Raw genomic sequence first — 18,695 nt, forward strand, 5'->3', positions numbered from 1 at the left:
CTCCCCTCCCGGCCCCGCCCGCCGCCCGCCACCCGCCGCCCGCCGCCCGCCGCCCGCCGCCCGCCGCCCGCCGCCCGCCACGGACCCTGCCTTGCCCACGGTGACCGCGCGCGCCTACTGTGAATGCGCTTTCAATCCGGTTCAGGCCGGTTCCAGAACGAGAAACGAGCAGGCGGTCGGGTGAGCACAACCCCCACGGTGTACGACGTCGCCGAGCGGTCAGGCGTCTCCATCGCGACGGTGTCGCGGGTCTATCGCAACCCGGACTCGGTCCGCGAGACGACCCGGGAACGGGTACTCGCGGCGGCCCGGGAGCTCGGGTATGTACCGAGTGGAAACGCTCGCGGGCTCGCCAGTCGGTCGACGGGCGTCCTCGGGCTCTGCTTCCCCGACTACTCGGACCCGGACACGGAGAACGAGGCCGCCGCGGCCGACGCCGACGACGACCACGCCTTCATGCTCTACTCCGACCAGATCATCCGGGGCATGGAGCGGGCCGCGCGGCGGCACGGGTACGCACTGCTGATCGCCGCCTCCCTCAAGGGCGGCCCGGAGAGCCAGGTCGCCAAGGTCGCCGGGCGGGTCGACGGGTTCGCCGTCCTCGCGAGGACCGTGCCGACCGAGGACCTCGACGTCATCTCGCGGCGGCTGCCCATCGTGATGCTCGCCGGACCCCGCGAGAACGACGAGCTCGACCACCTCGACCACATCGAGGTCGCCAATGCCGACGGCCAGCGCGAGCTGACCCGGCACCTCATCGAGGACCATGGCCTGCGGCGACTCGTCTTCATCGGCGGCGCCAGGACATCACCGGACGCGGAGGCGCGGTTCCGCGGCTACCAGGAGGCGTGCCGGGCCGCCGGTCTCCCCGCCCACGAAGAGCCCGATATGCGCACGGAGATGATGACCCAGGCAGAGGGCGAGCGCGCCACAGACGCCCTGCTGGACCGGACCGGCGGGAAGAGCGGGGACGGCGGAGAGAGCGGGGACGGCGGAGAGAGCGGGAAGGGCGACCTGCGCGACGGCACCCTGCCGGAGGCCATGATCTTCGCCAACGACCAGATGGCCGTGGGCGCGCTGCACGCCCTGGAGCGGCGCGGGGTGCGGGTGCCGGACGATGTGGCGGTCACCGGGTTCGACGGGATTCCGCTGAGCCGTCTGGTGCGGCCCGCGCTGACCACCGTGCGCCAGCCGATGCGCCGACTGGGCGAGGAGGCCGTCGAGTTGCTCGTGCGGCGCCTGGGCAAGGAGCGTGACGACGAGCCGGTGTCGATGATGCTGCCGGTGACGGTGGCGCGTCGGGCCAGCTGCGGCTGCGGGGAGCGCTAGCGGGACACTCCCAACTGGGCAGCGAAGAAACGGTACTTGGCATCAGTCAGGCGCTCGGTCTCCGCCACCTTGCCCTCGTACTCGAAGTGGCCCGCCTGGAGCGCGTGCAGTTCGCGAATGGTGACCGGTAGTGCGTTGTGCACGGCGAACTGGCCAGGGGGCGGTACGGACGGGTCGAAGAGCGCGGGGGCGACCAGGGTCGGGATGCGGAGGCGTGTCGCTGCCGTAGCCGCGTCGAAGTACCGCAGCACTTCGGTGACTTCGGGGTGACCACGGTGGTGGGACCGGACCGATGCGCCGCTGCCCACACAGGGGAGCGTGAGGCGTAGTGGGTGGTTGCCGAAAGTGGGAACGGTCAGCTGGGCCGCGGCGAAGCGGTCGTCCCAGGGGAGGGCGAGGGCGCCGAGGCCACCGCCGAAGCTTTCACCCAGGTATCCGAGGCGGGGCTGTGTCGTGGCCGGGCCCAGCTCCGGGACCAGTTCGAGGAGGGCGGATGCGGCGCACCACAGGTCGGCCGCACAGTCACCGATGACGTAGGTGTCGCGGGATGCGATGCCGTGCAGGACGTGGGAGTCAGCGACCGGGGGGATGGCGGGGCTCGCGCTGCGGGCACCCATGCCTCGTACGCAGGGGAGGATCGCCGCCGAGCGGGGCAGCGGGAGCGGGATGTCGGGGCCCGGGGCTTGGCGGCCGCCGTAGCCGTGGGCGATGACGAAGCCGTGTTCCGCGGAGGCGGGGGTATCCGCGGAGGCGCGGGCGCCCTCCGAGGTGAGAGCGTCCGTGGAGGTGAGGACTCCCGTTGAGGTGAGGGCGCCCGCTGAGGCGCGGGCTCGCTCCAAGGTGAGAGCGTCCGCGGAGGTGGGGACTCCCGCTGGGGTGAGGGCGCTCACGGGGGCGTTCGGGGTGGGGAGCTCGGCGGGCAGGGCCAGCCAGCCGCCGATGCGTGCGCCGCCTACCGACGTGTACGTCACCCCGTGGATCCGCACCCCGTCCCGCTCTTCCTCCAGGGGGCCGATCACGGGGTCCGTGACCACCTTCCGTGCGGCCGCGTACCGCTCCTGCCAGAACTCGTCGAAGTCGGCGGGGGCCGAGGGTGCGGGGACGGCCAGCAGGTCGTCGAGAGTGCACCCGTGGGCGGGGTCGAAGGGGAAGTCGTGCGGGAAGGGCGGCATGCGGGGACCCTAGCGGCGGGGGCTGATGGCGCCGCCGAGGCCGCTCCCCGCCAGCCCCACTCCAGCCTCCCTCCAGCCCCCTCCATCCCCCTCCAGGAACCCCCGGGAACGCGAAGCGGACCAGTAGGCTCCACTTAGCTGCACCCCTGGATGACCGGCCCGTTACGGGAGTGTGACCAGGACCCCCTTGCGGCACCGCAGGACGCTGCCACAGAGTGATGTATGCGCTTACAGACAGCGCATACATCCTGCACCTGAACGTTCCGGGGATCGCACCTGAACGTTCCAGCGATGCCGGACTGTCAGGGAAGCTCAAGGAGGAGCCGTCCATGCACCGCGCCGCCAGAACCGCATCGGTAGCCATCGCGCTGGCGACGGCCTTCGCCGTCACCGCGTGCGGAAGCTCCGCCGGAGGCGAAGTCGCCGCCGACAAGAAGCAGACCCTGACCGTCTGGGCCATGGGCGCCGAGGGCGAGAAGCTCGTAGATGTCGCCGAGGAGTACAAGAAGGCGAACCCGAACATCACCGTCAAGGTGACCCCGGTCGGCTGGGACGTCGCCCACCAGAAGCTCGTCGCCGCTGCCGCCGCCGGGAAGATGCCCGACGTCGCGCAGATGGGCGGCAGTTACATGGGCGAGTTCGCCGAGCTCGGCGTCCTTGAGCCGGTGGACACGAAGACCTTTGACGAGAAGGACTTCTTCCCCGCGGGCTGGCAGCAGGGCGAAGTGGAGGGCGAGGCCTACGGCGTGCCGTGGTACGTCGACACCCGCGTCCTCTACTACCGCACCGACCTCGCCAAGAAGGCCGGCGTCACCAAGGCCCCCGCCGACTGGAAGGGCCTGCGGACCATGGCATCGGCCCTGCAGGACAAGGCCGGCAGCAAGTGGGGCATCTACTTGCAGCCCCGCAGCCTCGACACCGTGCAGTCCTTCTACCCGTTCCTGTACTCGGCCGGCGGCGAGATCGTCGACAAGGACGGCGCTCCCGTCATCGACAGCCCGGCCGCGGTCAAGGCCTTCAAGGAGTACGGCGACTACTTCAAGCAGGGCCTGAGCATGAAGAACTCCCAGCCGGGCTACGACCCGCTGAAGGACTTCAACACCGGTGACGTGCCGATGTTCTTCTCCGGCCCCTGGATCAGCACCCTGATCAAGGACCAGTACCCGGGTCTCAAGGGCAAGTGGGCCGTCGCCCCCGTCCCGGCGGACAAGACCTCCACCTCCATGGCGGGCGGCTCAAGCCTGGTCATCTCCAAGGACAGTTCGCACAAGGCCGCGGCCAAGGAGTTCATCACGTACCTGACGGACGCCAAGGGCCAGACCGACTGGTTCGAGCGGACCAGTGATCTCCCCGCCAACACCACGGCCTGGAAGACCGGCGAGCTCGCCGACAGCCCCAGCCTGCAGGTGTTCAAGAAGCAGATGGAGACCGCCAAGTCCTCGCCGACCCTTGCCAACTGGACCGAGGTGACCTCCAAGGTCGACGCGGCCATCGAGTCGGTGACCCAGGGCAAGGCCTCCCCCGAGGGCGCCGCCAAGAAGGCCAAGTCCGAGATCGAGAGCCTTGTGAAGTAGGAGCCATGAGCACCACGAGCACCAAGACTGAGAAGGTCGCGCGGGCGGCCGGGGTGCGGTCCGCCACCGGTTCGACGGGTTCGGGCCGGGGGCGTGGACAGGGCTCCAAGGGGGGTCCCAAGCGGGGCTCCATGGGCGTGCAGAACTTCGCCGGCTGGCTGTTCTCCACTCCTTTCCTCATTCTGTTCACCGTTTTCATGGCATTCCCGATCGTCGCCACGCTCCTGATGAGCTTCACGGACTTCGGGCTGCGTAATGTCACGCGCCCGCTGGAAGCGAACTTCATCGGGGTCGAGAACTACACCAAGCTGTTCAGCGACGAGAAGTTCCTCAAGGCGCTCTTCAACACCGCCTACTTCGTGGTGATCGGTGTTCCTCTCACCATCCTTCTGGGGTTGGTCGTCGCCGTTCTCCTGAACAACGGAATCGACCGGGCACGGACCTTCTTCCGGGTCGGCTTCTACGCTCCCGTGGTCACCTCCATCGTCGCGGTCGCCGTCGTCTGGCGCTTCGTCCTCGATCCGAGTGACGGCCTGATCGCCGGTCTGTTCTCCGAAGTGGGGCTCACCGCACCGGACTTCCTGGGGAACGAGAAACTGGCCATGCCCTCGCTGATCGCGATGGCCGTGTGGCGGAATCTCGGAACGGTCATGGTGCTCTTCATCGCCGGTCTTCAGGCCATCCCCACCGAGGTGCGGGAGGCCGCGAAGCTCGACGGGGCGGGGATGTGGCAGGAGTTCCGCCGCATCACGGTTCCGCTGCTGCGGCCCACACTCCTCTACGCCACGGTGATCACCACGATCGGCTATCTCAACGTCTTCGAGGAGCCGTTCGTGATGACCCAGGGCGGCCCTTCGGACTCCACTCTCACCGTCTCCCTCGACATGTACCGCGAGGGCTTCAACTTCTTCCACATGGGCTATGCGAGCGCCATGGCGTATGTCCTCTTCGTGGTGATCATGGGCATTACCGTGCTCCAGCTCCGACTGCTGAAGGACAACACGAAATGAGCGCCACGGGCCTGGCGGAGAAGACGCCGCAGAGGAAGCAGGAAGAGCCGCCGCGAAAGGCCGGGCAGTCGGCCGGGATGAAGAAGCGGCTCACGTATGTGCTGCTCGCCGTCGGACTCCTTGTGATGTCCGCGCCCTTCCTGTGGATGGCGCTCTCCGCCTTCAAGACGCCGGGCGAACTCGCGGCGAGCCCGCCCGTGTGGATTCCCACCGAGTGGACCCTGGAAAACTTCAGCGCGCTGCTCGACAAGCTCGATCTGCCGCTCTACTTCATGAATTCGGTGATCGTGGCGGTGCTCGTCACCGTCTCGAATCTCGTCTTCTGCTCGATGCTCGGCTACGCCCTGGCCAAGCTGAACTTCGCGGGCAAGAACAAGATCTTCGGCCTGGTGCTCGGTGCGCTGATGGTGCCCGGCAATCTGATGCTGCTGCCGCTCTTCGTGCTGATGAGCAAGTTGCAGCTGATCGATTCGTATGCCGCTCTGGTGCTGCCGTTCGCCGCCGGTGCCTTCGGGGTCTTCCTGATGCGGCAGTTCATGCAGTCGATCCCGGACGAGCTGCTCGAAGCGGCCCGGATGGACGGCGCGGGTGAGTGGTACATCTTCTGGCGGATCGTGATGCCGCTGGTCAAGCCCGCTCTCGCGACGCTTTCGATCTTCACCTTCCTCGGTTCCTGGAACAACTTCGTCTGGCCGCTGATCGCGACCAACGACCCCGACAAATACACCCTCCCGGTAGCCCTGGCCACGTTCGCCACCGACCCCAACAAGTCGGGCGGCTCCAACGGCATGCTGATGGCCGGTTCGTTCCTGATCGTGCTTCCGGTCCTGATCGTCTTCGCCGTGCTCCAGCGGCATTTCACCCAGGGCATCGCCACCGCGGGCATGAAGTAACCCGCCCGCGCCACGACGGCCCGCGCCCCATCCCCACCAGAGAGACATCTGACGATGACGCACACCCCGAACACCCCGAGCGCCTCGACGGCTCCGACCACCTCGCTCCCGTTCCCCGACGGCTTCCTCTGGGGGGCTTCCACCGCCGCCCACCAGATCGAGGGCAACAACACCAACAGCGACTGGTGGGTGAAGGAACACAGCACCGGCACGCACATCCAGGAGCCAAGCCTGGACGCCTGCGACAGCTACCACCGCTGGCGCGAAGACATGGACCTGCTGTCCGAACTCGGCTTCACCGACTACCGGTTCAGCATCGAGTGGGCGCGCATCGAGCCCGCCGAGGGCCAGTTCTCGCGGGCCGAACTCGCCCACTACCGGCGGATGGTGGAAGGCGCGATCGTACGGGGGCTCCGCCCGATGGTCACCCTGCACCACTTCACCGTGCCGCAGTGGTTCGAGGCGCGGGGCGGCTGGACCGCCGAGGGAGCCGTCGACCTCTTCGCCCGGTACGTCGCCGCCTGCGCGCCCGTCATCGGCGAGGGCGTGCGCCATGTGTGCACCATCAACGAGCCCAACATGATCGCCGTGATGGCGGGGCAGGCCAAGGCGGGCGACATCGGCTTCCCGCCCGCCGGGCTTCCGACGCCCGACGAGGAGACCACGCACGCGGTCATCGCCGCGCACCGGGCCGCCATGAAGGAAGTCAAGGCGATCAACCCGGAGATCCGGGCGGGCTGGACCATCGCCAACCAGGTCTACCAGGCTCTGCCGGGCGCCGAGGACGTCGCCGCCGCCTACCGCCACCCCCGCGAGGACATCTTCATCGAGGCCGCGCGCGGCGACGACTGGATCGGCGTCCAGTCCTACACCCGTACGGAGATCGGCTCCGATGGGCCGATCCCGTGGCCCGACGACGTCGAGCGCACGCTCACCCAGTGGGAGTACTACCCGGCCGCCGTGGGCCACGCCCTGCGCCACACCGCGGAGGTGCTCGGCAACGGGGACGTGCCGATGATCGTCACCGAGAACGGCATAGCCACCGCCGACGACGCGCGCCGCGTCGACTACTACAAGGGTGCCCTTGACGCGGTCGCCGCCTGCCTGGAGGACGGCCTCAACATCGACGGCTACCTCGCCTGGAGCGCCCTGGACAACTACGAGTGGGGCTCCTACAAGCCCACCTTCGGCCTGATCGCCTGGGACCGCGAGACCTTCGCCCGCACCGCCAAGCCGTCCGCGATCTGGCTGGGCGGACTCGGCCGCACGCGTGAACTGCCGCGCGCAGAAGGCTAGTTCGCACCACCCCACCAGACCCGGGGACCGGCCGTACCTGACCACGGCCGGTCCCCGCACATCCACATATCCGCGCATCCAGACATCCGCACATCCCCACACCGCACGCACGTCCAGCCGGCACGACCGGCTCGCCACGAACCTCCCCTTCCACACCTGTCACCGGAAGTTGGACCTTCATGGACCGTCGTACGTTCCTCACCGCGACCGCCGCCGGAACCGGCGCCGCCGCCCTGCCCCTCGGCGCCGCATCCGCACCTGCCTTCGCTTCCCCTTCTCATGCATCTGACGCATCGCTGCTGCGGAAGTGGTTCCGCTCGACGCATCACTCGATCGTGACGATGACGACCGACATCGGTCTCACCGCCGACAAGATCGACGTCAGCGGGTCCGGCGCGCCCGTTCCCTCGCGCCAGACCTCACCCACCAACATCGGCTGCGGCCTGTGGTCCACGGTCGCCGCGCGCGGCCTCGGGCTGCTCGGCGACCGTGCCATGCACACCCGCCTGTCCCGCACCGTCGCCGCCGTCGAGAAGCTCGAGCGCCACCACGGCTTCTGGCTGAACTGGTACGACGCGCACGACGGTTCGGTCCTGACGAGCTGGCCCGGCACCGGCGACCCGGTCCGCCCGTTCCTGTCGTCCGTCGACAACGCCTGGCTGGTCACAGGGCTACGCATAGCCGCCGACGCCGACCCCGCCCTGCGGCCCCGCATCGCGAAGCTCCTGGCAGACGCCGACTGGTCGTACTTCTACACGCCCTACGACGCGGCGGACCCGGTCGCCCACCCCGGCCAGCTGCGCGGCGGCTTCTGGACCGACACCGATGAGCCGACGCCACACCACTACGGCGCCCTCAACACCGAGCCCCGCATGGCCAGTTACCTCGGCATGGCCGACGGATCGCTGCCCACCGACCACTACTGGCACCTCCTGCGCACCATGCTCCCCGGCCAGGAGCAGGAGCAGAGCCCCGGCGGTTCGTACGTCACCCTGGACGGCGTCCGGGTGTGGCAGGGCCACTACACGTACCGCGGACGCAAGCTCGTGCCCACCTGGGGCGGCTCGATGTTCGAGGCGCTGATGGTGCCGCTCTTCGTGCCGGAGAGCGAGTGGGCGCCGCGCTCCTGGGGGACCTCCCACGCGCGCTACGTCCGCAGCCAGATCGAGCACGGCCTCGACGAGGAGAAGTACGGCTACTGGGGATTCTCGCCCGCGAACATCCCCGAGGGCGGATACCGGGAGTACGGCGTCGACGCGATCGGCATGCAGACCGAGGGCTACGACTCCCTCGGCGTCGTCACCCCGCACGCCTCCTTCCTCGCACTCCCCCACGCGCGCGGGCAGGCCATCGGCAACCTGAAGGCGCTCGCCCGCGACTTCGGGGCGTACGACGAGGAGTACGGGTTCCGGGATTCCGTGAACGTACGGACCGGGCGGGTCAGCGATTTCGTGCTCGCGCTCGACCAGGGCATGATCGCGGCCGCTCTGGCGCAGGAGCTCAGGCCCGGACTGCTCCAGGCGCCGTTCCGGTCGGGTGGCTTCCGCGAGCGCGTGCGGCCGCTGCTCGCCAAGGAGCGGTTCAGTATCTGAGTGAGCCGCCGGGGGTCTGGGGCACGTATCGCCGGGGGCTTGGGACACGTACCGCCAGGCTCCCCGGTCGCGCACCCCCCAAGACGGTCATACGCTCCCAAATGTGACGCCGCCCTCGCCCATAGCCGTGCGGGCGACAGCAACAGCCACCGCACTGCTCACGTGGTGCCTGCTGCTCCTGTCCGCCCCCGCAGCGCTCGCCGCCCCGGCCGACGACCCGGTCACGCTCTCCCGCGGCGGCCAGATCACCGACAAGGTGGGCGCGCTCGGCGACCGCGAGGACGCCACCGAAAAGGCGCTCGATCGGCTCTACGACGACGGTGGCCTGCAGCTCTTCGTCGTCTACGTACGTGACTTCTCCGGACGCGGCGCACAGGACTGGGCGGACACGACCGCCGAGCGCAATGGGCTCGGTTTGGACGACGCGCTGCTCGCCGTCGCCACGCACGACCGCCAGTACGCCTACTCCGTGGACGTCGATTCCCAGCTCACCGAGGCCCAGCTCCAGGATGTCGCGACCACCGCGATCAAGCCCGCGCTGCGGCAGAACGACTGGGCCGGCGCGGCCATCGGCGCGGCGAACGGTTACCGCGCGGTCCTCTCCGGTCGGCCCGTTCCCACTCCGACGCCCACCCCTGGGGCCGCCGATCCGGGCGGCGGAAGCGGCAACGGCAGCGATGACGCGGCCACCGGCGACCTGGTCCTGCCGATCGTGGTGGTCGGCGGCGCGGGCGCCCTCGCCGCAATCGCGTACGGCCGCCGCAGACGGCGTACCAACACGCGTACGACGCCCGGAGGCGGTGGCTGGGGCAAGGGGGCGGCGGGCGAGCAGCCGACCCCGCTCCCGGAGCTCGACAGACAGAGCAAGCAGCTCCTGGTGGAGACCGACGACGCGATCCGCACCAGCGCCGAGGAACTCGGTTTCGCCACCGCCCAGTTCGGCGAGGAGGCGGTGCGGCCCTTCACCGACGCGCTCGCCTTCGCACGCTCCGAGCTGACCAAGGCCTTCAAGCTGCGCCAGCAGCTGGACGACGCCTATCCGGAGGACGACGCGACCAAGCGCACCATGCTGGACGAGATCGTCGCGCGCTGCACCGACGCGGGCCGGCGCCTCGACGCGGAAGCCGCGGGCTTCGACCAGCTGCGCGCACTCGAACGTGACGCGGCCAAGGCCCTGGAGCACGCCGAAACGGTGTTCCGGCAGGTCACCGTGCGTACCACCGCCGCGGAGAGCACGCTTGGCACGATCCGGGAGCAGTACGCGCCCTCCGCGTCCGCACCCGTCGTGGGCCACGTGGAGCAGGCCAAGGACCGCCTCGTCTTCGCCACGACGCACCTCAACGAAGCCCGGCAGTCCATCGACGCGGGCGACAACGGCAAGGCCGCCGTCCATCTGCGTGCCGCCGAAGGCGCCGTCGACCAGGCGGGCACCTTCGTGGACGCCGTCGACCGCCTCGCCGCCGACCTTGCGCTCGCCGCTGAGAAACTCCCGGCCGCGCTCACCGAGACGGAGACCGACCTCGCCGAGGCACGCGGCCTCCTTGAGGGCACCACGGCGGGAGCCTCCACGGCCGATCTGCACGGCCGTATCGCTCGCGCGGAATCGGTGGTCGCCGAAGTCCGCAAGAAGATGGCGGCGGGCCCGCACGACCCGATCGACGCCCTGCGCCGGGTCGAGGAGGCCGACACGGTCCTCGACGAGTCCCTCACGGGCGCCCGCGAACGCGAGGTCAGCCGTCAGCGCGCCGCCACCCTCCTCGGCCAGGCCCTGCTCACCGCCCGCAGCGCCGTGGGAACGGCGGCGGACTTCATCGACACGCACCGGGGCGGGGTGGGCAGCGAGGCAAGGACCCGCATCGCCGAGGCCCAGCGGCACCTCTCGGGCGCGCAGACCGCCCAGGACACCGACCCGGCCGCGGCGCTCGCCGAGGCCCAGCAGGCGGACGCCCAGGCCCGCCAGGCGCAGCAGCTCGCCGAACGCGACGTACGCGGCTACGGCACCCCCCAAGGGGGCGGAGGCGGGCGCGGCGGCGGCATGGGCGGTGCGGTCCTCGGCGGCATCATCCTCGGCGAGCTCCTCGGAGGCAGGGGCGGCGGAGGCGACGGCTTCGGAGGCGGCGGTTTCGGCGGAGGCCGTCCCGGAAGCTTCGGAGGCGGCGGGACCCGAGGGCGGATGGGCGGGGGCGGAAGGTTCTGACTCCAATCGGCGCCCCCTATCACCAACCGACCACCCTTCATAGAAGGAAGCCGTGATGACCAAGCAGACGATCCTCGGACGCGTGGCCCAGCTCGCCAAGGCCAACATCAACTCCCTCCTCGACCAGGCCGAGGACCCGCAGAAGATGCTCGACCAGCTGATCCGCGACTACACGAACAACATCCAGGAGGCCGAGGAGGCGGTCGCGACCACCATCGGCAATCTGCGGATGCTGGAACTTGACCACAAGGAGGACCAGGACGCGGCCGCCGAGTGGGGCACCAAGGCGGTCGCCGCCAGCAAGAAGGCGGACGAGCTGCGGTCCGGCGGAAGCGCCGTGGAGGCCGACACGTTCGACGCCCTGGCCAAGGTCGCGCTCCAGCGCCAGCTGCAGTCCGAGCGGGAGGCCAAGGACGCCGAGCCGACGATCGCCTCGCAGACCGAGGTCGTCGACAAGCTGAAGTCCGGGCTCGACGCGATGAAGATCAAGCTGACCCAGCTCGGTTCGAAGCGCGATCAGCTGGTGGCCCGCGCCAGGACCGCGCAGGCGCAGAACCAGATGATGGACGCCGCCCAGAGCATCGATGTGCTCGACCCGGCGAGCGAGTTGGGCCGCTTCGAGGACAAGGTGCGCCGCGAGGAGGCCAGGGCGCTCGGCAAGCAGGAGCTCGCCGCCTCCTCCCTCGACGCGCAGTTCGAGCAGCTGGACAGCCTGGGCGACGAGGCGGAGATCGCGGCCCGCCTCGCCGCCCTGAAGGCCACTACGTGACAAGACCGGTCGAAGCAGCCCTCAGAAGAGGCTGAGCAGCGCCTCCGCCGCGTCCATCTGCCGCACCCCGCTGTCCGGCAACGACAGCTCGAACCACACCGTCTTGCCGCGCGGCGTCCTGCGCGAGCCCCACGCGGCGCTCAGCAGGCCGACCAGCTGCAGCCCACGGCCACCCTCGTCCGTGTCACGCGCCCGGCGGCGGCGCGGCTGTACGAGGCCCGCGTCCCAGACCTCGCACACCAGGGTGCGGTCGAGCAGGAGCCGCACCCTGATGTCGCCTTCGCCGTACCGCAGCGCGTTGGTGACCAGCTCGCTGACCAGCAGTTCGGTCGTGTCGCAGAGCGGTTCCAGGTCCCAGTTGCGCAGCTGCTCGCAGGCCAGCTCGCGCGCCCGGCCCACCGACTTCGGGTCGCGCGGCAGCGTCCAGTCGCCGACGGCCTCGGCGGGCAGACCCTGGATGCGCGCCATGAGCAGCGCGATGTCGTCCTCTCCGTGGTGGGTGTCGAGGGTGTTCAGGACGTGGTCGCAGACGTCCTCAAGGGCGGGCGCGGGGTTGTCGAGCGCGCGTACGAAGGCGTTCAGGCCCTCGTCGAGAGGATGGTCGCGGGATTCGACGAGCCCGTCCGTGTAGAGCGCGAGCAGGGCGCCGTCGGGCAGCTCGACCTCGACCTCCTCGAAGGGCTCTCCGCCGACTCCCAGCGGCATGCCGGGCGGGACGTCGAGCATGAGCGGCGATTCGCCGGGCTCGACGAGCACGGGCGGCAGGTGTCCCGCGTTGGCGAAGGTGCAGCGGCGCGTGACGGAGTCGTAGACCGCGTAGATGCAGGTGGCGAGGTAAACCTCGGAGAGGTCCGTCTCGCTCGCGGAACGCGTCTGCCGGGCCGCTCGCGTGGCCTGCTGGGTGCCTGAGGGGTCGCCGAGGCCGCGGGCGATCTCGTCGAGCGCGGAGAGGACCTCGGCGGGCTCCAGGTCCAGGAGCGCCAAGGTGCGTACGGCGGTGCGCAGTTCTCCCATGGCGACGGCGGCGCGCAGGCCGCGTCCCATGACGTCGCCGACGACCAGGGCGGTGCGGTGGCCGGGCAGTTCGATGACGTCGAACCAGTCGCCGCCGACCTCGGTGGCCGCGTTGCCGGGGAGATAACGGCAGGCGATGTCGAGGCCGGACGCCTCGGGGTCGTCGGGCGGCAGCAAGGAGCGCTGCAGTATCAGCGCGCGTTCGTGTTCGCGGCGGTAGAGGCGGGCGTTGTCGATACAGACGGCCGCGCGTGCGGCGAGCTCGACGGCGAGGGAGCGGTCGCGCTCTCCGAAGGGCTCGCTTCCCTTCGTGCGGGAGAACTGGGCGAGGCCGACGACCGTGTCGTGGGCGACCATCGGCACGGCGAGCGTCGACTGGATGAGCCCGCCGGTGAGCCTGCTCGCGGAGCCCTCGTCGGCCGCGGAGACGAGCCGAGGGCGTGCGGTGCGCAGGGCGTCGGCGCAGGGCGATGTGAAGGCGAAGCGGTGTACGGCGCCCACGTCGACGGGGTGGCCGCCCTCCGGGAAGGGCGCGTCGGAGACGGCGCTCGCGAAGGCGACGCGGCGCAGTTCGGCGCTTCCGTCGGCAAGACCCGGAGGGGTTTCGTCGCCCTCGAGCAGCCCTTGGTAGAGGTCCACGGAGGCGAGGTCGCAGAAGCCGGGGACGGTGACGTCGAGCAGCTCACGCGCGGTCGTCTCCAGGTCGAGGGAGTTGCCGATGCGGGCGCCCGCTTCATTGAGCAGGGCGAGGTTGCGGCGGGCGTGGGCGGCCTCGCGGGCGGCGGCGTGCCGCCGGGTGACGTCGGTGCCGAGGCCCGCCACGCCTATGGGGCGTCCCGAACCGCTGTGCACGCGGTAGAGATTGATCGACCAGTGGCGGCGTTCGTTGCTGCCCGGTGCGGGGCCGACGAGCTGCATGTCCGTGACGGAGTCGCCGGTCTCCAGGACGCGCTTGAGGGCGGCGGCCATGCGGTCGGCCTCGTGCCGCGGCAGATAGTCGCGGACGGTGCGGCCGCGGTGATCCTCGATGCCGCCTCCGAAGACCGCGGCGAAGCGGCGGTTGGCCCGCTGGACCTTCAGGTCCGTACCGAACAGCAGGAAGCCGAAGGGAGATTGGCCGAAAATTGCCTGCGACGCGGCGAGGTCGGTCTCGATCTGCCGGAGCGCCCGAACGTCGACGACGATGCAGACGGCGGCCTGTTCTCCGTCCTCCGTCTCGGTCGGCATCACGTAGACCTCGGCGATGCCTTCGGAGCCCCCGAAGGACCTCGCGTCAGGCCCGTCGGGCCGCCCGGGGGCCCGGAAGGGGACGGCCCCGGTCCACTCCCTGCCGTCCAGGATCTCCGCCATCTTGCGGTGCCCTCTGCTGCGCAGCTCGGGCGCGACGAAGGCCTCTATCGGGTCCTTGCCCACGGCATCGCAGGCAGGCACTCCGAACAGCCGCTCGGCCCGCTGGCTCCACTGGTCGATGAGACCGTCCGGGCCGATCGAGAACGAGGCCACCTTGATGTAGTCGTAGATCGAACCGGGCGGGCTGCTCTGCCACACCACGTCATCCGCAGCTACGCCCCTAGCGTCACCCGACGGCCCGTCCTGCTCCGTCGCCTTCGCTGGTATCTCGCTCACGCGAACCGTCCCCTCCAGCTCACCACGTCCGGCACCGGTCACCGGATGCGGCTGCCCGCAGTATCCAGCACTACGGAGCCATGCCACACGGCGTTCACGATCACAGCACGGACTCAACTCTTTTTGGCCCGTGACCGTCTTGTGTCCGCCTCACGCTGCCAGTCTTCTAACCCGGCAGCACCAGCTCGAACCACACCGTCTTCCCCGTCTTTCCCGTCCTGCCCTGTCGTGTCCCCCAGCGCCTCGACACGCGGGCCACCAGCTGGATACCTCTGCCCCCCTCGTCATCAGGGGAGGCGTCGCGTTCCTGGGGCGGGTCGGGAAGCGGATCGGACACCTCTACGAGGAGGGCGTCCGAGGGTCCGGCAGGGCGTACGAGGCGTACCCCGATAGGGCCCGACGCGTGCCGCAGGGAGTTGGTCACCAGCTCACTCACGAGGAGGACGGTGATGTCGCCGAGGACGGCGAGGCCCCAGGCGCCGAGCTGCTCGCGGACAACGGCACGGGCTGTGCGCACGGCGCCCGGGTCCGCGGGAAAATCCCACTCGGCGCAGTCGCCTTCGGTGTCGATCACGCCGATCACTTCCAGACCAGCAACAGCGGACCCTTGTCCGGTTTCATGGGGTTAATGGGCACATACCCGATATCCCGCCGGAACTACCGCTCACCAAGGCGCACTGTGGCACGAACGGCGTAGATGGGGCTCAAGCGCCGGAAGACGTCACCTCGCACGCTCCCTCACTCAGCGGCACTCGACCGCAGCCGCCACCGCGGGGACATCGGCGTCGAGCCACTCCACCGACCAGACCTCGTCCGGCGAGAGCCAGCGCAGTTCGTCGTGGTCCTCAAGGGGCTCGGGGGCTCCCGCGAGGAGCTTCACCGTCCACACCCACAGGACGTATCCCGGCTTGAGCGGCCACTGGCCCGGCACCCTCGCGACCGGTTCGGCGTCGACACCCAGCTCTTCGCGCAGCTCCCGCACCAGGGCTTCCTCGGGGTGCTCGCCGGGCTCGACCTTCCCGCCGGGCAGTTCCCAGCGGCCCGCGAGCTCAGGGGGTGCGCTGCGCCGCGCGGCAAGCAGGCGCCCGTCGTCGTACAGGGCGGCGCCCACCACGATCCGTTCCGTCATACGCGGGAGCCTATGCGGTCGGCGCGCTGCCGTTCTGGCTCAGGTTCTCCACCCAGTACAGCTGCTGCTGTCCACGCTCGTCGAGGCTCTCGGCGATCTTCTCGGCCTCGGCCTTCGTGGCGTACCTGCCCACCCTGTAGCGGTTGCCGTTGTCGTCCTGGCGTATCACGAGCCAGGGAAGCACGACCGTTCCGTCATTCATCGCACCCCTCCGCTCGCCGCCCCGGCGTGCGCCACGCCTCGATCAATAAGGAAACCGCATTCCGCATATGCCCGAGCCTACGCCCGACCTTCACTCAGCGGATACGAGTTTGCACAAAGAGGTACGCAATTGGCCACCGCCGAGGGGGCGCACCCTGCCGGGTGCGCCCCCTCTTGGCAACCGTTCAGCCGGTATGGGCCCGTATCACTCGGCGCGCACCGTCGGCATCGGCATGAGGACGGGCGCCTGTGAGGACGACGTACGGCAGACGTCTTTGCACTCCGCGTCCAACGAGCAGCACAGGGAACAGATCGGGCCCGACTGGACAGGGCAGTCCGCGATGTCGGGGAGTTCGTACGCCGTCTCGCAGACGCTGCACGCGTGCGTGGCCGTCACGTCGGGGACGTCGACATGCGGGCCGTTCACCGGATTCGGGCGCGCCAGGTAGTACTTGCCCTTCGTCGCCCAGGCGATCAGCGGGCACAGGACGACGGCGAGGCCGGCCGCGATGAACGTCGAGAAGGCTTCCGCGTACTGCCCGAAGAGGCCGAAGAAGGCCAGGATCGACACCACGGATGCGATCACCATCGAGCCGAAGCCCGCCGGGTTCACCGCGTACAGGTAGGCCCTCTTGAACTCGATGTACGGGGGACTCCAGCCCATCCTCTTGTTGATGACGAGGTCGGCGGCGACCGCCACGATCCACGCGATGCCGACGTTCGAGTAGAAGCCGAGCAGCTTGTTGAGGGCCGCGAACATGTTCATCTCCATCAGCGTCAGCGCGATGGCGAGGTTGAGGAAGATGTACCAGACGCGGCCCGGGTGCTTGTGCGTGATGCGGGAGAAGAAGTTCGACCAGGACAGCGAGCCGCTGTAGGCGTTGGTCACGTTGATCTTGACCTGGGAGACGATCACGAAGAGGGCCGCGGCGGGCAGCGCGAAGGAGCCGAGCCACGGTTTCAGGGCCTCGATCTGCGGAGCGATCGGCTCCAGGGCGTGCGTCTTGCCGACGGCCTCCAGGGCCACGAACGCCAGGAGCGCGCCGCCGAGCTGCTTGGCCGCGCCGATGATGACCCAGCCGGGACCCGCCGCGAGAACGGCCAGATTCCAACGCCTTTTGTTCTGCTCGGTCCTGGCCGGCATGAATCGCAAATAGTCCGCCTGCTCGCCGATCTGGGCGATGAGCGAGAGCGCGACGCCCGTGCCGAGCCCGAAGGCGACCCAGGAGAAGCCGCTGCCCGCGCCCTCGGTGCCCCCGAAGGAGGCGAAGGCCCCCCAGGCGTCCGGCGCCTCGAAGGCGAGCACCACGAAGGGCAGCACCATGCCGACGAGCCAGATCGGCTGCGTCCAGGCCTGCACCTTGGCCAGGGCGCCCATGCCGCGGAAGACGATCGGGATCACGATGAGCGTCGTGAGCAAGTAGCCGATCTCCACCGGGAGTCCCACGGCCTGGTGCATGGCCTGGGCCATGATCGAGCCTTCGAGGGCGAAGAAGATGAACGTGAACGAGGCGTAGATCAGCGACGTCAGCGTCGAGCCGAAGTAGCCGAAGCCCGCGCCCCGGGTCACCAGGTCCATGTCGAGGCCGTACTTGGCGCAGGCCCGCGCGATCGGGATGCCGGTGACGAAGATGATCGTCGCGGCGCACAGGATCGAGGCGAGCCCGCTGGTGAAGCCGTACGTGAAGACGATGGACGCGCCGATCGCGAAGTCCGCGAGGTAGGCGATGCCGCCGAGCGCGGTGGAGGCGACCATCGTCGGCGACCAGCGCCGGAAGGAGTGCGGCGCGTACCGCAGGGAGTAGTCCTCGCGGCTCTCGTCGGCCGCCATCTTCGCGTAGCTGCGCTTGGGCGGTGGTCCTGCGGCGGCGCTGGTGTCGCGGGTGGCCGTGTCCGTCATGAGGGTTCCTGTCGTCCGACCGGATTGCGGGTACGGGCGATGAAGTTAGGTTCCGTACATGACAAGCCGCTGCAGGACGTGATGGCGCCGGCGTTACGGAAGTCGAGCGCGCGTTAACTCGCGATCACGGCGGGCGGACGGGCCCGTCCGGATTCCGGGCGTACGCCGGAGCGGTCGGTTCACCTCACCGGCAGGTGGTATGCGATCCGATACCGGTCCGCGGGCACCACGACGTCGGCCGTCTCGACCGGCTTGCCCGACGCGTAGTACGTCCGCTGCACGACGATCACCACATGGCCGGGGACACCGCCGAGCGACATGAGCTCCTCCGCGAGACCCGGGCGCGCGCCGACCTCCTCCGCGACGTTGTCCACGACCACGTCGATGGCGGCCATGCGCTCGACCACTCCGCAGCCGCCGAGCGGCCCCTCTTCGGGGAGCATCACCGGAGTGCGTCCGGTGACGGCGAGGGGCTCCCATGAGGTGGAGAGCATCATCACCTCGCCCGCGTCGCGGTAGACGTACCTGGTGCACATCACGCGGTCGCCCGTGCGGACGCCGAGGCGCTCGGCGACCGCGCTGCTCGCCTCCGCCTGTTCGCTGCGGGACTCCCAGGTGCCGCGCGCACCGTCCTCCGCCTGCTCCTGACGGAAGGGGGTCGAGCCGCCGGAGGCCCGGTAGCCGGTACGGGCCACGCGCCGGGGCACCGGTCGCTCACGCACATAGGTGCCGGATCCGGAACGTCCTTCGACCAGGCCTTCGGCCATCAGGACCTTGCGTGCTTCCAGGGCGACCGTGTCCGACACCCCGTACTCCTCGCGGATTCTGGCCTGCGAGGGGAGACGGGTGTGCGGCGGCAGGGAACCGTCGACGATCTTCTTGCGGAGATCACCCGCGACACGCAGATACGCCGGCTGTTCACCGAAAGTCACTGGCCACTCCCATCAGGTTGACAGACAGCAACAGCCTGGCAACCGACGGTTGTTGACCGCA

15 protein-coding genes are annotated in these 18,695 nt (G+C 69.7%); 8 read left to right on the top strand and 7 right to left on the bottom strand.

All coding sequences use genetic code 11. From position 1 onward, the window contains the following. The first annotated feature begins 198 nt into the window (after positions 1-198). Positions 199-1,329, top strand: coding sequence for a LacI family DNA-binding transcriptional regulator (locus ACFQ7F_RS23550; RefSeq protein WP_383273541.1), 1,131 nt, complete (start codon positions 199-201; stop codon positions 1,327-1,329). Here ACFQ7F_RS23550 and ACFQ7F_RS23555 read toward each other — a convergent pair. Further along, positions 1,326-2,501 carry an acetylxylan esterase gene (locus ACFQ7F_RS23555; RefSeq protein ID WP_383273485.1) on the bottom strand — a complete coding sequence of 392 codons (1,176 nt, stop codon included), beginning with the start codon at positions 2,499-2,501 and terminating at the stop codon, positions 1,326-1,328. The genes ACFQ7F_RS23550 and ACFQ7F_RS23555 overlap by 4 nt on opposite strands. A 329-nt stretch (positions 2,502-2,830) precedes the next feature. On the opposite strand from ACFQ7F_RS23555, the gene ACFQ7F_RS23560 reads away from it, so the two are divergent. The 7 genes from ACFQ7F_RS23560 (at position 2,831) to ACFQ7F_RS23590 (ending at position 11,832) form a co-directional block, all read left to right on the top strand. Then, positions 2,831-4,075, top strand: a complete 1,245-nt coding sequence (locus ACFQ7F_RS23560; RefSeq protein ID WP_383273487.1) for a sugar ABC transporter substrate-binding protein — start codon at positions 2,831-2,833, stop codon at positions 4,073-4,075. 5 nt (positions 4,076-4,080) lie between these two features. Beyond that, entirely contained in the window at positions 4,081-5,085 is a 1,005-nt protein-coding gene (locus ACFQ7F_RS23565) for a carbohydrate ABC transporter permease (RefSeq protein WP_383273489.1), read from the top strand. Further along, positions 5,082-5,978, top strand: a complete 897-nt coding sequence (locus ACFQ7F_RS23570; RefSeq protein WP_383273491.1) for a carbohydrate ABC transporter permease — start codon at positions 5,082-5,084, stop codon at positions 5,976-5,978. The genes ACFQ7F_RS23565 and ACFQ7F_RS23570 overlap by 4 nt, the downstream gene beginning before the upstream one ends. A 54-nt stretch (positions 5,979-6,032) precedes the next feature. Beyond that, a complete protein-coding gene (locus tag ACFQ7F_RS23575) occupies positions 6,033-7,274 on the top strand; it encodes a glycoside hydrolase family 1 protein (RefSeq protein WP_383273493.1) in 1,242 nt (413 codons plus the stop codon). Between the two features lie 179 nt (positions 7,275-7,453). Continuing rightward, positions 7,454-8,866, top strand: a complete 1,413-nt coding sequence (locus ACFQ7F_RS23580; protein ID WP_383273495.1) for a glucoamylase family protein — start codon at positions 7,454-7,456, stop codon at positions 8,864-8,866. A 103-nt stretch (positions 8,867-8,969) separates the two neighbouring features. After that, positions 8,970-11,063 (top strand): TPM domain-containing protein, encoded by a 2,094-nt coding sequence (locus ACFQ7F_RS23585; protein ID WP_383273497.1) that lies wholly within the window; start codon positions 8,970-8,972, stop codon positions 11,061-11,063. A 55-nt stretch (positions 11,064-11,118) separates the two neighbouring features. Continuing rightward, entirely contained in the window at positions 11,119-11,832 is a 714-nt protein-coding gene (locus tag ACFQ7F_RS23590; protein ID WP_383273499.1) for a PspA/IM30 family protein, read from the top strand. A gap of 21 nt (positions 11,833-11,853) precedes the next feature. On the opposite strand, the gene ACFQ7F_RS23595 is transcribed toward ACFQ7F_RS23590, so the two are convergent. The 6 genes from ACFQ7F_RS23595 to ACFQ7F_RS23620 all read right to left on the bottom strand — a co-directional run bounded on the left by ACFQ7F_RS23595 (position 11,854) and on the right by ACFQ7F_RS23620 (position 18,634). Continuing rightward, complete coding sequence (locus tag ACFQ7F_RS23595) at positions 11,854-14,472, bottom strand: SpoIIE family protein phosphatase (protein WP_383273501.1); 2,619 nt, start codon at positions 14,470-14,472, stop codon at positions 11,854-11,856. A 166-nt stretch (positions 14,473-14,638) separates the two neighbouring features. After that, a complete protein-coding gene (locus ACFQ7F_RS23600; protein ID WP_383273503.1) occupies positions 14,639-15,055 on the bottom strand; it encodes an ATP-binding protein in 417 nt (138 codons plus the stop codon). A gap of 159 nt (positions 15,056-15,214) precedes the next feature. Then, positions 15,215-15,601 carry a (deoxy)nucleoside triphosphate pyrophosphohydrolase gene (locus tag ACFQ7F_RS23605; RefSeq protein ID WP_383273505.1) on the bottom strand — a complete coding sequence of 129 codons (387 nt, stop codon included), beginning with the start codon at positions 15,599-15,601 and terminating at the stop codon, positions 15,215-15,217. Positions 15,602-15,611: 10 nt separating this feature from the next. Then, positions 15,612-15,803 carry an SPOR domain-containing protein gene (locus tag ACFQ7F_RS23610; protein WP_383273507.1) on the bottom strand — a complete coding sequence of 64 codons (192 nt, stop codon included), beginning with the start codon at positions 15,801-15,803 and terminating at the stop codon, positions 15,612-15,614. Between the two features lie 204 nt (positions 15,804-16,007). Continuing rightward, entirely contained in the window at positions 16,008-17,702 is a 1,695-nt protein-coding gene (locus ACFQ7F_RS23615; protein ID WP_383273509.1) for a purine-cytosine permease family protein, read from the bottom strand. Positions 17,703-17,881: 179 nt separating this feature from the next. After that, positions 17,882-18,634, bottom strand: a complete 753-nt coding sequence (locus tag ACFQ7F_RS23620) for a GntR family transcriptional regulator (RefSeq protein WP_383273511.1) — start codon at positions 18,632-18,634, stop codon at positions 17,882-17,884. Between the last annotated feature and the right edge of the window lie 61 nt (positions 18,635-18,695).

The organism is Streptomyces sp. NPDC056486, from assembly GCF_042795295.1.
Classification (GTDB): Bacteria; Actinomycetota; Actinomycetes; order Streptomycetales; family Streptomycetaceae; genus Streptomyces.

Excerpts from the sequence above, each read along its gene's own strand:
- ACFQ7F_RS23615 (WP_383273509.1), bottom strand. The coding sequence starts at position 17,702 with ATGACGGACACGGCCACCCGCGACACCAGCGCCGCCGCAGGACCACCG.
- ACFQ7F_RS23580 (WP_383273495.1), top strand. The coding sequence starts at position 7,454 with ATGGACCGTCGTACGTTCCTCACCGCGACCGCCGCCGGAACCGGCGCC.
- ACFQ7F_RS23565 (WP_383273489.1), top strand. The coding sequence starts at position 4,081 with ATGAGCACCACGAGCACCAAGACTGAGAAGGTCGCGCGGGCGGCCGGG.
- ACFQ7F_RS23555 (WP_383273485.1), bottom strand. The coding sequence starts at position 2,501 with ATGCCGCCCTTCCCGCACGACTTCCCCTTCGACCCCGCCCACGGGTGC.
- ACFQ7F_RS23605 (WP_383273505.1), bottom strand. The coding sequence starts at position 15,601 with ATGACGGAACGGATCGTGGTGGGCGCCGCCCTGTACGACGACGGGCGC.
- ACFQ7F_RS23575 (WP_383273493.1), top strand. The coding sequence starts at position 6,033 with ATGACGCACACCCCGAACACCCCGAGCGCCTCGACGGCTCCGACCACC.
- ACFQ7F_RS23570 (WP_383273491.1), top strand. The coding sequence starts at position 5,082 with ATGAGCGCCACGGGCCTGGCGGAGAAGACGCCGCAGAGGAAGCAGGAA.
- ACFQ7F_RS23560 (WP_383273487.1), top strand. The coding sequence starts at position 2,831 with ATGCACCGCGCCGCCAGAACCGCATCGGTAGCCATCGCGCTGGCGACG.
- ACFQ7F_RS23590 (WP_383273499.1), top strand. The coding sequence starts at position 11,119 with ATGACCAAGCAGACGATCCTCGGACGCGTGGCCCAGCTCGCCAAGGCC.
- ACFQ7F_RS23610 (WP_383273507.1), bottom strand. The coding sequence starts at position 15,803 with ATGAATGACGGAACGGTCGTGCTTCCCTGGCTCGTGATACGCCAGGAC.